The following is a 15310-nucleotide window of genomic DNA, read 5'->3' as shown; positions in this document are numbered from 1 at the left end:
GGACTGATCAGTTTTGACAGTCCTTTTTTTATCAAATCAATGTTAAATTAATGCCAATCAAAACATACTGATGACTTACATTTTCTGTGCAATATTAGACACATAAATGTAAAAAGAACAAAGGTGAACAACGATGCCAATTTACAACGCCCCTCTTGCAGATATGCGCTTTATCTTAAATGACGTATTCAAGGCAGAACAATTCTGGCAAGCCAATGAAAATCTGGCTCACATTGATGCTGCAACTGCTGAAGCTATTTTGGAAGAAATGGCTAAATTTGCACAAAACGTAACTTTGCCCTTAAACCGTACAGGTGACGAAGAAGGCGCACGTTATGAAAACGGCAATGTCTTTACCCCTGCTGGCTTTAAAGATGCATTTCAACAGTATGCGCAAGGCGGTTGGATCGGTTTAGGTGCAGATGAAGAATGGGGCGGTCAAGGCATGCCAAAAATGCTGACTGTTCTTGCCGACGAAATGCTATTTGCTACTAATCCATCGTTTATGCTCTACCCGCTTCTTTCTGTCGGTGCAGGTATGGCACTCAACAGTTATGCATCGCAAGAGCAAAAAGAGACTTATTTACCTAAAATTTATTCAGGTGAATGGTCAGGTACTATGTGCTTAACTGAGCCACATGCAGGTACAGACTTAGGGATTATTAAAACCAAAGCTGAACCGAATGCAGATGGTACCTATAACATCACAGGTACTAAAATCTTCATCACAGGTGGTGATCACGATCTTGCTGAAAATATCATTCATTTGGTATTGGCTAAAACACCTGATGCACCCGCAGGTTCGCGTGGTATTTCGCTCTTTATCGTACCGAAATTTATGGTCAATGAAGATGGTTCAGTGGGTGAGCGCAATGCTGTTGGTCCAGGTTCGATTGAACATAAAATGGGGATAAAAGCCTCTGCTACTTGTGTCATGAATTTTGACGGTGCCAAAGGTTTCCTTGTCGGTAAGGAAAATGAAGGTCTTGCTGCTATGTTCGTCATGATGAACTATGAGCGTTTATCGATGGGGATTCAGGGTCTTGGCGCATCTGAATTTGCCTACCAAAATGCGGCTCAATATGCGACAGATCGTTTACAGGGTCGTAGTGCGGCAGGTGTACAATCTCCAAATAAACCAGCAGATAGTATCTTAGTCCATGGCGATGTCCGTCGCATGTTGCTTAATGCACGTGCCAATAATGAAGCATCACGTGCTTTTGCAGTGTATGTGGGGCAACAACTCGACATCACCAAATTTTCAACTGATGCAGAAGCCGTTAAAAAAGCCAATAACCGAGTTGCCCTGCTGACACCTATCGCGAAAGCATATCTAACAGATACCGCATTCCAAGCAACCTTAGATGCACAAATGTGTTTTGGTGGGCATGGTTATATTCGTGAATGGGGCATGGAACAATGTATTCGTGACCTGCGTATTTCACAAATTTATGAAGGTACTAATGGCGTTCAGTCACAGGATTTAATTGGTCGTAAAACCATTAAATCTGGCGGTGCATTTATTGCTGAATATATTGCCGAAATCCGCGATTTTGCCAATACGCTCAGTGCTGACCTGAACTTCATTAAAGATGCAACACTGGATGCAGCCACTGAAGTTGAAGCGGTAACTCAATTTATTTTGCAACAAGCAGCAGAAAATGTTGATTTCCCAAATGCAGCAGCCGTTGATTATTTGCATGCTGTTGGCTTACTCAGCTTTGCCTATATGTTTGCCAAGATTGCAGCCGCTGCACAGGAAAAATCAGGCGATTTCTATCAAAATAAACTTTCTCTTGCTCAGTACTTTGTTACGCGTATCCTGCCAGAACTTGAAACTCGCATCAAAAAAATTGAAGCAGGCTCTGAGTTAGTCATGGGCTTTAGTGAAGAATACTTTACCACTCAATCCTAATTGATTCTTGCAAATCAAAACGCCTGATTCATCGGGCGTTTTTTTATACTCTTAGATCTTCAAATTACGTCAATCAAAGCGTCATGTGCATGAAATTTGCTTGATATTTAATAACCATCATCTGTCATTATAAGAAGCTTAGTCATGCCCACTCCCAAGTCCCCCAAAAATCTAGAGGCTTTTCTGGATAAACTCGGTAATCGCGCCGTCGAAGCTTTTCATTATCTGGCGTTGTTTATTATTGGCTGTATGGTGGCATGGTCAGCAATTCATACCACCATCGATATTTTTACCGTTAAAAAATATGCCACGATTGACGATATTTTATTGTTATTCATCTATTTAGAACTTGGAGCAATGGTTGGAATTTATTTTAAAACCAACCACATGCCAGTGCGATTTCTCATTTATGTGGCGATAACTGCACTGACTCGCTTATTGATCTCAGATATTCAACATAACCATCAAGCCGATGTTGATCTGCTGATCGTCACAGGCTCGATCTTGATTTTGGCTATCGCGATTTTAATCGTCCGCTATGCATCATGGCATTATCCATCTGTCATTCGGGATAAACATCAGGAACGTCCATTGGCCAAAGGAGAAACCCCGCGACCAGAAGATGATGAATTGGCATAAAAAACCACTACCCTGCTCAGATAATGGTGTTTGAGAAGAATCGTCTTAATGCCCGCCAAAAAGAATCTGGGCAATAATTCCTGTAGCAACAGCGACTAACACATAGCGTCCATCGATATATGCCCAGCGGTGTTGCGGTGGAGGCGGTGGCAGTTGATAGTCATACCAGTTATTCACATAATAGCGTTCCGCTAAATATTGCGGTGGCAAACGATAACCGGGTCTGAAATCATGTACTCGGTCATATCGTGGCGGTGGTGCATAATAGTAACGATTTTCGATCACCCTAGGTGGCGGTGGTCCATAAGCTCGCCAATCGTGACGATGCCAATCTGCATGTCGATCTGGCCCGCCATGATAATGCCCCCAACCACGTCCACCCCAATCTGGAGGCGGTGGATCAGCCAGTGAAAGTGTGGATACACCAAGCATACACACACAAAGTGAAACGGAAATGATCCTTTTCATATCCAGTTGTCCGCAATAACACCAAGTCTAAAGTGTAGAAAATGCTCTGGGAGAAATCATGAATAAAAGACCCATATCTGCAATCAATTGTTATGATTTTAGTGGGTTGTAATACGCTTCATATTTCATTGTAAATTAACTTAAAAAACCTCCATAAATCCAAGTAAAGAGGACACTTCAAGCTTTGGCACAGGCTTCATCGTTAAGTCTCACTTCAGTGATGAAATCGGCTTTCTGCGTAAAATTAAAAAGGCTGAGTCCTGTACAGAACTCAGTCCTTAGAAACCGCTTAATCAAACCATCCAAATTTTGGGGGTCAGATCATTGCGATGCTGGATTTTATGATGACTCAAACAATTTATCGAACTGCATAAATACGATGGTTACTATTTGATACCAATAAATAGCGACCATCTGCTCTTACCCAATGATAGCCACGTGGCGGTGCAGATAAGCGCGAATTACGCCAATTTGACACGTGATAACGGTTGTCACGATATTGATAAGGTAAGCGATCGCCTTTTCTAAAACTCACATAACGATCACGTTCATGATGTGAGTTTGACCATTTTGGTGGTGCTTTAGGCGGAGCGTGATGATAATGACGATCGACGCCACGATATTGATTCCAGTCATTGGGTGCTGCCATCGTGGTGGCCGAAATACCCAAAGCCAGTGCAGCCAGTGTCATCTTCAATGATATTTTCATGAGTTCATCCTCTTTTGATCTGTCTCCAGATTAGGCGACAGTCAAGGAGAAAGCATGGATGAAAAGCCTGATTTTGCTAAAGATTGTAAGCTTGCTTCCTTAAAGATGAAGAATATGTAACACACCATGATTCCTCAATATCGTCGATTAACGTACAAGCTCAATACGAAAGTTATCATCTGAAATCAGTAAATAATGCCCGCCTACTGAATACCAGCGTGTTCCCCATGTTGGCTCGTCAAGCTGATGTCCAGACCAGTCATTGAGATAATATTGTTCATTACGATATTCGATAGGTAAAGTATTACCACGAACAAATACATAGCGCTCAGTTCGATACTCATACTGAGTATGAGGCTGGTAGTGATATTCAATATAACTCCCCTGATGAGGTCGCTGCGGATAATGAGGATAATGTCCATTTGATGGAGGACGATGCCCATAATAAGGCGGTGGAGGTCGATTCCATTGCGGTGGTCGTGACGGTGGTTTAGGACGTTCTACACCACGATAATTTCCCCATTGATTTTCAGCCATACTTACAGTGGAGAGACTGAGTAAGATTGCAACCATACAGGCATATACACCATAAATACGCATCGTATCGCCCTTCTTATTCTTTAAATACCCTATTATATTAGCTTAAAAACAAACAATTTCTGCATAATAAATGTAGGTTCCATTTAAAGTTGTACTGCGTGGCATGCTTCACATTTCTTTATTGAAAAAGCCGCTATACTAGAGGTTCCTTGTATGACTGGATTGAGAGCTTGTGGCTGAATTAAGTTTTGAACGCCTTTATCAATTTTTTAGTAAAATACCAAGCATTCAGGAAAGCCGAATCGATGCACATGGCGCGGATGGTAAAGATGCATGGTGGTTTAAATTTCAGATTGATGTTGAACACCCGCTGGCTTGGCAAACGGTGCAAGAGCTGGGACATGTGTTGAATTATTTATCGACCAATGAACGGTTACCCACCCAGTTTTTTCCAGTTTCTCCTCCACCCTATATGAATGGTGAACCAAAAGAATTTTTGGCGTGGGTCATTCAATGTAATCATCCAGATTTTACGCCAGATGTTGTGTGTGACTGGCTCGAAGCACGTTTACCCAATCCGGTAGAAGATGAAAGCCAATGGAAAATTTCAACCGATTTGGCAGGACTGGATGAATTATCAGCTCAAGAATTGGATGAACTAATTCCTCCAACGCATTAACAGCCGATATAAAAAATCAAAAAGAGAGCAATAATCTCTCTTTTTGATCAGCATTGGATTCGCTTTTAAGCAAAATCATTAAAAAGTAGAAAGTCCCGACCATTCCATAAAACGATAAGTCCAATATTTGAGCTTGGACTCATCTGCATATTTGGAATAATCGACACTCATTTGACGACCATTCAGATTCGACCATGCAGTATTAAAGTAACGCTCCGCATCTTGAAAAACGGCATCCTGAGTTTGTCCTTGCACCAACATATCCGTTTCCAGATTATAATTTTTCAAATTACGTGCAGTAAAATTAGCCGAGCCTAAAATCATCTCAGCCTGAGTCGGGTTAGATTTAATGATCATTTTACTGTGGCATTGTTCACCATGAGTGTCGCACCAACGCACAGGAACGCCTGCAGCATGTAACTCTGAAGCCACTTGACGATTGGGAATGCCATTTTTTTGACGTCCAAAAGCATCTTTATTCGGATCAAGTAAAACCCTTAATTTCACGCCACGTTTTTGCGCTGCTTTTAAATCATTCACAATTTGACGTTCGGACAAATAAAACATCGCCAGATCAATTTGATCGTTGGCTTTTGCGGACTGAATTAAATCCACTACCGCATGATATATTGCCGCTTCAGTCAAAACCTGAACTTGGGGCGCCTGATGACTGGCGTTTATTTCACCCATCACCATCATAGGTGATGAACCCGAAGACATTTGCGCCACACTTTGTTCAGTTTTCAACAGATCCATGGCTGTTGGGCCTGACACCAATAAAGCGACGTTGGAATGGCGTGAACTGCCATCATGAGGATTGGCTGAAGTCACCAAAGATTTCCAGCCGTCATCGGTATTCACCACCAAGGTCTTACGATGATTTGCCTTAAAATTAGCCAGTTGCAAATAACTGCGTAAAGTAATTTTTTCCTTGCCAAATGGATTTGGTAACCAGCCCTTTTCAGGATTATTACCTAGATCCTGACAACAGAGATACCAGAGTCCAGACCAAGTTGGATTCGAGGCACGTAATGGAGTGAGGTTAGTTTCGATGATATCAATGCCTGCCTGACGTAATTGTCGATAATGTTCAGGCAAGATACCGCCGTAAACCGAATTAATCGGATCAGTAATCAGCGTAATTTCAACATTCGGAGATTCGTGCCGTTTTTGAATCAAGGCTTGGGTAAGTTGCTGTGTTAATGGTCGCTGTGTCAGTTTGGATTCACCTGTTTCTGAATTAAATAAGAACATATCCAGAACAATGGTGGTTTTCGCCTGATGGATCAGATTCAAAATTTCATCAAAAATTTGATGATCCTGCTGTTGTTGACCTTGAGCATTCACATAAGTTTGATCAGAAAGAAATTTAACCTCTGCATGACGTAATTTACCCGTAAAATTTAAACCATCGGGTAAGGGTTTATAGACATGATAAATCGCGGAAGCAATATAACTCAGGGCTAATACACCTGCGATCAGTGCAACGTAACGACGCCCCGACCAATTCAGCTTTTTGTGAATTCGTTGAAAAATACGCATAACAAACAACCTAAACAATTAGGTTCAGGCTAGAGTTTATTTCCTTATTTTTCAAGACACATTTGGTTAAATTGGCTTATCTCAAGCTGCAAAAACACAAAAGGAAGATCTCACATCTTCCTTCAGGTAAAAATATTAGAGATTTAAAAATTAAAATCGATGCCCACACTAAAGTTTCGACCTATTTGTGGCACATCAGAGAGGAAAGACTCGTGTAAATAGACTTTACTATCGAGCAGATTATTGGCTTTGGCATATAACTGGTAGCCTGTTTTTGGGTTCAACTGCCCCTGATAAGCCAAGCCTAGATTTACCATATTATAACTCTTGCCTTCGGTTTCGTAGTTGGCAATATCATCCTGATGAAAGACATGATAGTACTCGGCTGTACCAGAGTATCCTTCACCAAAATCTGCCTTGATACGTGTTCCCATTCGCCCACCCGGAATACGTGGTGCATTACCATTATCATAGAGCTTGGCACGCACATAATCACCAAATAAGCCTGCATTATAGCGCGCACTCATCTGGTAGCTAATATCACCATCAACGCCATAAAAACGTGCATCTGTTTGGTCATAATGTATAGAACGAAAATCTCCCTTACGGTCGATGGTATTTGCATAGATAAAGTTATCAAACCAATTATGGTAAACAGTTAAGTTGTACTGAAGCGCGTCTTGGTCGCCATGGAAACCCAAATTGATATTATTGGATTTTTCTTGTGTTAATTCGTCATTACCAAATTCGAAACTTTTTGTGGGTCCATGTAATCCTCCATTCGAATATAATTCCTGAGCCATTGGAGAACGTTCTTGATGGGATGCATCAAGTGAAATTTTATGATTCGGTGTAAATTCCCAAGCGCTTTCACCTGCAACAGAATAGGCCGTACCATTAAAGTTTTTCTGATCTGAGTCCACACTTGTATCTTGATGATCAATACGTGTAAAGAGTTTCGTCGTGACTGGACCAAACTGTTTCGTCTGTAAGGCAAATAAACTGTAACGTTCGGTGTCTGTGGGTGCCATCAAAGCTTCTTCGCCATCGATGGTCAGTTTTTGGCGAGTAAATTGTGCGCCCATTTGACCATTCCAACCTGCCCACGGATGATTGTCTAAAACAATACGCATATCTGTACCTGTACTATGAAACAGTGTAGCTGGCGTATCGCCATCCATTTCGGCATGTTGATACGTCGTGTGGTTGGCCTGAGCAGTTAAGCGGCTAAATCCCACAAATGGATCATTCAATTGGGTTTTAACGTCATAACGTTTTTGTTTTAAATTAATCCACGATGAACTTCCATTTTCACCGTCGTCCTCATGTTCCGCAGGAATGGTCAACATCATGTTGTGGTCAGGTTCCCAGTCTGAATCGACATCTCCAGGAATACCATATTTATCATGACGTTCACTATAGGAAACTCCGGTATAACCACGATCATAAATCCATGACAAGCCTGCATGATAATCATGGGATTTAGCAAAGGTGCTATCTTCACGGCGTGAATCGCTTTGTAGATCATTCGGTAAAATATAGTTATTGGCATCGCGTTTTACAGCACCCAAATTTAAAGCAACCTGACGCCCCAAACCGATTGTGGTATCACCCGAATAAACCAAACCATCATCACCCGTGTTATAACGCGCACCTATACGCCCTTCATAGCCATTTTCTGGCATTGTTTCAGGAATTTTATGATCGATCACATTGACCAAACCACCAACAGAACCCGCACCATACATTAATGTTTCCGGGCCTCTTAAGACTTCGATCTGATCTGCCGAATTGGGATCGACCGTGACTGCATGATCAGGTGAAACCGAAGAAACATCTAATGGATCGCCCCCATTTTGAGTAATCTTGACACGTGCCCCATCCTGACCTCGAATCACAGGGCGGCTTACGCCCCCCGTGTATTGAGCTGAGTAGATACCTGCCTGACCATTTAAGGCATTGCCAATTGTAGTTGCACCCTGAACCAATTGGTCTTTCCCGATGACCGTGTCACCTGCTGCATGATTGAGATGATCTTTTGGCGTAGACTGAGCTTGCAATTCAATTGTAGGTAAATCATTGACATCGACTTCCTGTTGAGAATTTTGCGCAAAAGCATGTTGTATAGACAATGAAAGAATAGAAAGTGCAAATATATGTGTTTTTTTAAACATGATGATCATCCAGATGCTAATCACATGTTACGTTATAATATATTATATATTTTTCAAGAAAATTCAGTGCGGTATCATTATTTCCATTAGCAATATGACTTTTATGGTTTCGACAATAAATTAAGTCTAATTTAAGCAAAAGATGAATAGAACAATATAACATTTCAAAAACATGAAGCCTATATCATAGGCTCCATGTGAATATTTAAAAACCACTGCTTTAGAAACTAAAATCGATCCCCAACGTAAAGTTTCGTCCAACTTGAGGGATGTTGGATAAAAACGATGCATGGTTATACACTGTTTCATCCAGCAGGTTATTGGCTTTTAAATAAACCCGATAATCCGTTTTATTACTGACTCGTGCTGCATAGGCAACCCCTAGATTCACCATGTTATAGCCGTCTGTCTCAGTTTCATAAGCTGCGATTTTGTCTTGGTTAAACACGTGAGAGTACTCTGCCATTCCAGAAAAACCGTCTCCAAAGTCCGCATCAAAACGTGTTCCTAAACGTCCTCCAGGCATACGTGGTGCATCACCTTCAGCATCAATTTTTCCGCGAACATAATCTCCAAACAACGTCGTTTTATAACGTGGAGAAAGTTGATAAGAGATTTCACCTTCTACCCCATAAAAACGTGCTTCATCTTGTGTGTATTGCACAAGTCGGAAGTTCTCATAACGATCCAGTGTACGAGCATAGATATAGTCATCAAACCAGTTATGGAATACATGTACATGATAATTCAGCTTGTCCGTATCGTAATGAAACCCCAGTTCGATATTATTGGATTTTTCTGGGTTTAGGTTTTCATTGCCAATTTCATAAGTATTGGTGGCGAGATGTTTCCCATTGGCATAAAGCTCTTGTGCCAGTGGCATACGCTCCTGATGCGAAGCGACTAATGACAATTTATAATTCGGCGCAAATAACCAATTGGCTGCACCTGAATAAGAAAAAGTATGGTCATTGTAATCTTTTTGCGACGAATCAATATCAATTTGTTGCTGATCAAAACGTGCTGCCACTTCAAAATGTACATCTTTCCACTGCGTATGTTCTAAAGCAAATACGCTCCATTTATCCGTAGTACTCGGCCCTGCAAAGATGGATTCTTCACCGGTAATATCCAGCTTTTGACGGCCAAATTGTGTACCTAACACCCCTTCCCACATGCCAATCGGCTGATGCACCAACTCTAAACGAGCATCATAACCTGTACTTTTAAATGTCGTTGCAGCTTCACCTTCCTCAATTTCATCATGTTTATAGTCTGTATAACTGGCCTGTGCCAGTAACTTTTTAAAGCCTGCAAATGGATCATCCAGCTCTGTTCTAAAATCATAACGTTCAGATTTGAGGTCGACCCACGGGCCAGCATGATCATGTCCATCCTCATCATGATCATGACCGTCGTGATCATGATCATCATCATGGCCATCATGCCCACCACAATGTAGATGTGTACCATGCGGATGACAGCTTTCATACTCATGGCTATGACCCGGCAAACCGTATTGATCCTGACGATTGGTATAAGAAACTCCAGTAAAACCTCGATCATAGATCCATGACAAACCTACACTGACGTTCTCTGATTTGGCAAAGGTATTATCGACTCGACGCTCTCTTTCACCTTCATGAACATAATCAGGTGCAATATAATTGTTAGCATCACGCTTTAAACCTTCAACACGTAGCGCGACCTGATCACCCAAACCAACTGTAACTCCCGCAGCTGCTAACTTTTCATCGCTGCCTGTGTTATAGCGCAGTCCAATCTGCCCCTCATATCCACCTTCAGGCATTTGAGTTGGAATTTTACTATCGGTAACATTCACCAACCCACCCACTGTACCTGCACCGTACAGTAAAGTTGAGGGCCCTCGAATAATTTCAACTTGCTTCGCCAAAATTGGATCGACTGTGACGGCGTGATCGGGAGATAAAGTGGAAACATCCATCGTTTCAGAGGCATTGTCTAAAACTTTGACCCGCGCACCATCTTGCCCACGAATAACGGGACGACTTGCACCTGGTCCAAACTGATTGGAATAAACCCCAACTTGTTGACTTAAAGCTTCACCAATTGTTGCGCCACCCTGCCGCAATTGATCATTCTTAATAATATTGTCAGCAGCCGCATAATCCACAGCACTTTGCACCAGAGGATGTGCGCTAACTTCGATAGTTTCTAATTTTTGTATCCCAGTTTGTTGCTCTGCTGCGTGTGTTACGCCACAGATCGCTGCAAATAACGATACAGTCAGTGCATTCTTTTTAAAGAACATATAAAGCCTCGAATTCTTAAAATCTTAAAATCTTCTTAATTTTTGTTATAATATAACATTTCATTTGTTTTGCAATAAAAAACATTCATTCTCTAAAGCTTTACACTCAGACCCGATCTTGATCCAAAATTTATTTCTTTATATTTATGCCTTTTACTTTATCCCATGCGGTTCTTGCTCCCCCTATCGCCAAAATCACTCGATACAAATTGCCCATTGGTGCGTTGGCAATAGGCTGTATGACACCAGATTTAGTGCGATTATTTACAGATGAAAATGTCACGATAAGCCATGAATGGGCAGGCTTAATTATTCCAGATTTAGTGCTTGGACTTATTTTTTGCGTACTGTGGTATGTACTGTATCGCCCTGTGTTGTATTACTGGCTCTCTCTACAAGATGATTTAAATCTAGCTACTTTTAATCGGTTCTGTAGTTTTTGTATGGCTTGTATATTGGGAGTCATCATAGGCTGTGCAACACATATTCTCTGGGATGGACTCACGCATGACGATTTTAGAACCTTTGCATTTCAAGGCTTACTCAGTCAAGACATCTTATTTTTAGGGCGAACTTATCCTATTCATCGTTTTTTACAACTGTCTACCTCTCTCATCACTTTGCCGATTTTAGGCTGGTTGTGTTATCGCTACATGATTGAATATCGTATTCAAAAGCAACGCGCATCATATCAATCATTAAGTGTTGCGATATTTCTCTCGTTCGCTGTAGGCAGCTATTTTCTTTTTAGCTATTGGCAACAACTCGACACTCAACTCTGGCATACAGATACCTATGCCGTTACAGGCAAAGCGATTAATTATTTTTCACGTGGTTTTCTCATCAGTTTTAGTTTGAGCTGCCTCATTTTTATTCTGGTGAAATGGTTTAAGGCATTTAGCGCCCAAAAACAGAATTAAGCTTTCAATTTGCTGTGTTTTTTTGCTGTTTTACGCTCAAGTTCTTGTGAGTGCTCCTTCAAAAAGGCATAATCGCTGATTCACTGGCGGTACGCTGTTTACGTATACGCCCCTACAGCCAATATAGTTTGGATTTTAAAATATGATGCGAACTCATTACTGTGGCTCTTTAACAGAAGCCCAAATTGACCAGACCGTAACGCTTTGCGGATGGGTACACCGTCGCCGTGATCACGGTGGGGTTATTTTCCTAGACATGCGTGACCGTGATGGTTTAGTCCAAGTCGTGATCGACCCTGACACCCCAGAAGCTTTTGCAACCGCAGACAAAGCGCGTTCTGAATTTGTTCTTAAAATTACAGGTCGTGTTCGTCGTCGCTATGCAGGCACTGAAAATGCCAATATGGTCAGTGGTCAAATTGAGGTTTTGGGCAAAGAAATTGAAGTTCTTGCACAATCTGAAACACCGCCATTCCCATTGAATGATGACAATATCAATGTCTCTGAAGAACATCGTTTAAAATATCGTTTCCTTGATATCCGTCGTCCTGAAATGTTAGAGCGCTTACGTTTACGTTCTAAAGCAACGACTTTAATTCGTAACTATTTAGATGACAATGGTTTTCTAGACGTTGAAACACCAATTTTGACTCGTGCAACACCAGAAGGTGCGCGTGACTATTTAGTCCCAAGCCGTGTTCAAAATGGAAGCTTCTACGCCCTACCGCAATCACCACAATTATTTAAACAATTGTTGATGGTGGGTGGTATTGATCGTTATTACCAGATTGCCAAATGTTTCCGTGACGAAGACTTACGTGCGGATCGTCAACCAGAATTTACCCAAATCGACATTGAAACATCATTCTTAAATGATGATGACATTATGGATTTGATGGAAGGCATGACCGTTAAATTATTTAACGATTTGCTTGGGGTCAAGTTCGATAAATTTGAACGTATGACTTATAACGATGCCATGCGTGATTACGCATCTGACAAGCCAGACATGCGTATTCCACTAAAATTGGTTGACGTTGCTGACTTAATGCAAGACGTTGAATTTAAAGTTTTTGCAGGTCCAGCCAAAGATCCTAAAGGTCGTATTGTGGCTTTACGTGTACCAGGTGCAGGTTCATTGCCACGTAGTGCGATTGATGAATATACTAAATTTGTCGGTATCTACGGTGCGAAAGGTTTAGCTTATATTAAAGTCAATGAGCTAGAAAAAGGCATTGAAGGTTTACAATCTCCAATCGTGAAGTTTATTGAACCGATCGTACTTGATCTGCTTAAACGTGTCGGTGCAGAAAATGGTGACATCGTATTCTTCGGTGCGGATAAAGCCAAAGTTGTGAATGATGCGATGGGCGCGCTACGTGTTAAAATCGGTCATGACCTAAAACTTACAACATGCGAATGGGCGCCACTTTGGGTCGTTGATTTCCCAATGTTTGAAGAAACTGACGATGGTAAATGGACATCGGTTCACCATCCATTTACTTTGCCAAAATCAAGCGTTGAAGAAGTTAAGTCGAATCCTGGTGAGGCACTTTCTGTTGCATACGATATGGTGCTTAATGGTACTGAAATCGGTGGTGGTTCACTACGTATTTATACTTTAGACATGCAAAAAGCGATTTTTGAAGCTTTGGGTATTGGTGAAGAAGAAGCCGAAGAAAAATTCAGTTTCTTGTTAAATGCATTGCGTTATGGTGCTCCTCCGCACGGCGGTTTGGCTTTTGGTCTGGATCGTTTAGTCATGCTAATGACAGGTGCTTCGTCTATTCGTGATGTGATTGCATTCCCGAAAACCAAGACAGCTGAATGTCCATTGACGCAGGCACCTGCACCAGTGGAACCAAATCAGTTACGTGATTTGGGTATTCGTTTGCGTGAGCAGCCTAAGAAAGAAGATTAACTGACTGTAAAATCTTTAAAAGAAGCCAGCAATATGCTGGCTTCTTTGTACTCGCATGAGCCATGTCGCAACAATCATCATGACATGAATTGAGATTGATTCTCTATAATGGCATAATAGGTCTTTGCTCTCCCTTGGATTCATTCAATATGGCTATGCGTCCTGAAGTACGTCGTCGTACCCTTGTTCTTGTTGCATTTTCACTCATTCAATGGGGATTTGTTTTATATATTTTAAATAACCAACTGTTTAATTTAGATACCTATCAACGTATTTTATTATTCTGCGTAAGCTGCTTAGGTGGTGGTTTCCTCATTATGGCCTCATTACTTTATATGGTCATTAAAGGTAATGCGGATCAATAATTTTGGCCTAATCTTTTGATTTTCACACTGCTGATTGGAGAGCAATTTTGCCACTTCGTTCACTTAAGATATTACATATAGCCAATTTTAAACCCGAAAATAATGGAATGATGTTTTATAACACTGACGCAAAAGTTCAACATGGTCTCATGGAACTTGGTCATTATGTATATCCTTTTGATTATAAATTTATGGTGAGAAAAAGTAATATTTTCAATACGACATCTCTTTCTCATAAAAAAGTGCATAATCAACTTATTGATTTATGTAAAAATATTCATTTTGATCTTATTTTAATTGGTCATATTCATTTACCTAAAACACTATTAAAACAACTAAAAACAATTAATGATTCTAAAATCGCAATGTGGTTTGTAGATCCAATTAACGAACCACACCGGCTGGATCATTTCAAAGAAATGCAAGATGAAGTTGATCATATTTTTATCACTACTGCGGGTGAACACTTAAAACAACTTTCAGAAGTGTGTCCACATCCTCTATTTGCATTTACACCGAATCTAAGTCTGGCTTCAATTGAACACTCTCGATCTGATTGGCACAAATACGACTACGATTGTGTATTTTGTGGCTCGAATAGTAAATATCCTGAACGTGAACAGTTTATTAAAAATTTAGTTGAAGAACTTCCAAATTTGAAGTTTAAATTAGGCGCCTGTTTAGGACATCCTTCTTTATTTGGATATGAGTATCAAGCTGCCGTTCAAAACAGTTTAATGGGCATTAATTATTCCAAGTATAATAATATCTATATGTATAGTAGTGATCGTATTGCACAGCTTACAGGTATGGGCACTTTAGTATTTACGGCTAGGACACCAGGGTTAGATATTTTATTTCCAGAAGATAGTATTATTTATTTTGAAGATTTTAATGAATTACTCAAAAAAATTGATTACTATCAAAAGCATCCATTACAGGCTATTGAAATTGCAAAAAAAGGCTATGAAATTGCGCATACCCGTTTCGAGGCAAAGACGGTTTTGCAACAATGGTTAAATTTAATTTATAATCAATCTTTAGATTCGGTTTGGCAAGATGAAATTTACACTAATGGCAGCAAACTAGAAGCCTGAGTCACCCTCTATTCTTTTTATACTGGATTAAATAAAATCCAATTATTT

General features: G+C 40.6%; 13 protein-coding genes. 7 read left to right on the top strand and 6 right to left on the bottom strand.

Translation table 11 applies throughout. The features are described from left to right. Positions 1-133 precede the first annotated feature (133 nt). Complete coding sequence (locus tag JR005_RS08275; protein WP_218664874.1) at positions 134-1915, top strand: acyl-CoA dehydrogenase C-terminal domain-containing protein; 1782 nt, start codon at positions 134-136, stop codon at positions 1913-1915. A 144-nt stretch (positions 1916-2059) separates the two neighbouring features. Then, positions 2060-2554 carry a phosphate-starvation-inducible protein PsiE gene (locus JR005_RS08270; RefSeq protein ID WP_004992946.1) on the top strand — a complete coding sequence of 165 codons (495 nt, stop codon included), beginning with the start codon at positions 2060-2062 and terminating at the stop codon, positions 2552-2554. Positions 2555-2599: 45 nt separating this feature from the next. Here JR005_RS08270 and JR005_RS08265 read toward each other — a convergent pair whose 3' ends face one another. From JR005_RS08265 to JR005_RS08255, 3 genes are all read right to left on the bottom strand, one after another. Further along, positions 2600-3022: an RcnB family protein gene (locus JR005_RS08265; protein WP_218664873.1), complete on the bottom strand. Its 423-nt coding sequence runs from the start codon at positions 3020-3022 to the stop codon at positions 2600-2602. Positions 3023-3380: 358 nt separating this feature from the next. Beyond that, a complete protein-coding gene (locus JR005_RS08260) occupies positions 3381-3731 on the bottom strand; it encodes an RcnB family protein (protein ID WP_004994696.1) in 351 nt (116 codons plus the stop codon). 147 nt (positions 3732-3878) lie between these two features. Then, positions 3879-4331: an RcnB family protein gene (locus JR005_RS08255; protein WP_104794974.1), complete on the bottom strand. Its 453-nt coding sequence runs from the start codon at positions 4329-4331 to the stop codon at positions 3879-3881. Between the two features lie 172 nt (positions 4332-4503). Between JR005_RS08255 and JR005_RS08250 the strand changes: the two genes are divergently transcribed. Next, complete coding sequence (locus JR005_RS08250) at positions 4504-4950, top strand: hypothetical protein (RefSeq protein ID WP_004992938.1); 447 nt, start codon at positions 4504-4506, stop codon at positions 4948-4950. 78 nt (positions 4951-5028) lie between these two features. Here the strand turns inward: JR005_RS08250 and JR005_RS08245 are convergent, their stop codons facing one another. From JR005_RS08245 to znuD (JR005_RS08235), 3 genes are all read right to left on the bottom strand, one after another. Continuing rightward, a complete protein-coding gene (locus JR005_RS08245) occupies positions 5029-6492 on the bottom strand; it encodes a phospholipase D family protein (RefSeq protein WP_104794973.1) in 1464 nt (487 codons plus the stop codon). A gap of 143 nt (positions 6493-6635) precedes the next feature. Beyond that, positions 6636-8666: a zinc piracy TonB-dependent receptor ZnuD gene (gene znuD / locus JR005_RS08240; RefSeq protein WP_034699456.1), complete on the bottom strand. Its 2031-nt coding sequence runs from the start codon at positions 8664-8666 to the stop codon at positions 6636-6638. A gap of 220 nt (positions 8667-8886) precedes the next feature. Continuing rightward, positions 8887-10959 (bottom strand): zinc piracy TonB-dependent receptor ZnuD, encoded by a 2073-nt coding sequence (gene znuD / locus JR005_RS08235; protein ID WP_218664872.1) that lies wholly within the window; start codon positions 10957-10959, stop codon positions 8887-8889. 146 nt (positions 10960-11105) lie between these two features. Between znuD (JR005_RS08235) and JR005_RS08230 the strand changes: the two genes are divergently transcribed. From JR005_RS08230 to JR005_RS08215, 4 genes are all read left to right on the top strand, one after another. Then, positions 11106-11879: a DUF4184 family protein gene (locus JR005_RS08230; protein ID WP_004994714.1), complete on the top strand. Its 774-nt coding sequence runs from the start codon at positions 11106-11108 to the stop codon at positions 11877-11879. Between the two features lie 142 nt (positions 11880-12021). Then, entirely contained in the window at positions 12022-13800 is a 1779-nt protein-coding gene (aspS, locus tag JR005_RS08225) for an aspartate--tRNA ligase (RefSeq protein WP_005002444.1), read from the top strand. Positions 13801-13949: 149 nt separating this feature from the next. Next, entirely contained in the window at positions 13950-14165 is a 216-nt protein-coding gene (locus JR005_RS08220; protein WP_005002441.1) for a hypothetical protein, read from the top strand. 47 nt (positions 14166-14212) lie between these two features. Next, a complete protein-coding gene (locus JR005_RS08215) occupies positions 14213-15262 on the top strand; it encodes a glycosyltransferase (protein ID WP_005002439.1) in 1050 nt (349 codons plus the stop codon). The last annotated feature ends 48 nt before the right edge of the window (positions 15263-15310 follow it).

Source organism: Acinetobacter sp. Colony158 (assembly GCF_019264745.1).
Lineage (GTDB): Bacteria > Pseudomonadota > Gammaproteobacteria > Pseudomonadales > Moraxellaceae > Acinetobacter > Acinetobacter ursingii.
This window is presented reverse-complemented; position numbering and strand designations above follow the sequence as displayed.

What these genes read in the sequence shown, in the direction of transcription:
- JR005_RS08275 (WP_218664874.1), top strand. Translation starts at nt 134, where the DNA reads ATGCCAATTTACAACGCCCCTCTTGCAGATATGCGCTTTATCTTAAAT.
- JR005_RS08270 (WP_004992946.1), top strand. Translation starts at nt 2,060, where the DNA reads ATGCCCACTCCCAAGTCCCCCAAAAATCTAGAGGCTTTTCTGGATAAA.
- JR005_RS08265 (WP_218664873.1), bottom strand. Translation starts at nt 3,022, where the DNA reads ATGAAAAGGATCATTTCCGTTTCACTTTGTGTGTGTATGCTTGGTGTA.
- JR005_RS08260 (WP_004994696.1), bottom strand. Translation starts at nt 3,731, where the DNA reads ATGAAAATATCATTGAAGATGACACTGGCTGCACTGGCTTTGGGTATT.
- JR005_RS08255 (WP_104794974.1), bottom strand. Translation starts at nt 4,331, where the DNA reads ATGCGTATTTATGGTGTATATGCCTGTATGGTTGCAATCTTACTCAGT.
- JR005_RS08245 (WP_104794973.1), bottom strand. Translation starts at nt 6,492, where the DNA reads ATGCGTATTTTTCAACGAATTCACAAAAAGCTGAATTGGTCGGGGCGT.
- znuD (WP_034699456.1), bottom strand. Translation starts at nt 8,666, where the DNA reads ATGTTTAAAAAAACACATATATTTGCACTTTCTATTCTTTCATTGTCT.
- znuD (WP_218664872.1), bottom strand. Translation starts at nt 10,959, where the DNA reads ATGTTCTTTAAAAAGAATGCACTGACTGTATCGTTATTTGCAGCGATC.
- JR005_RS08230 (WP_004994714.1), top strand. Translation starts at nt 11,106, where the DNA reads ATGCCTTTTACTTTATCCCATGCGGTTCTTGCTCCCCCTATCGCCAAA.
- aspS (WP_005002444.1), top strand. Translation starts at nt 12,022, where the DNA reads ATGATGCGAACTCATTACTGTGGCTCTTTAACAGAAGCCCAAATTGAC.
- JR005_RS08220 (WP_005002441.1), top strand. Translation starts at nt 13,950, where the DNA reads ATGGCTATGCGTCCTGAAGTACGTCGTCGTACCCTTGTTCTTGTTGCA.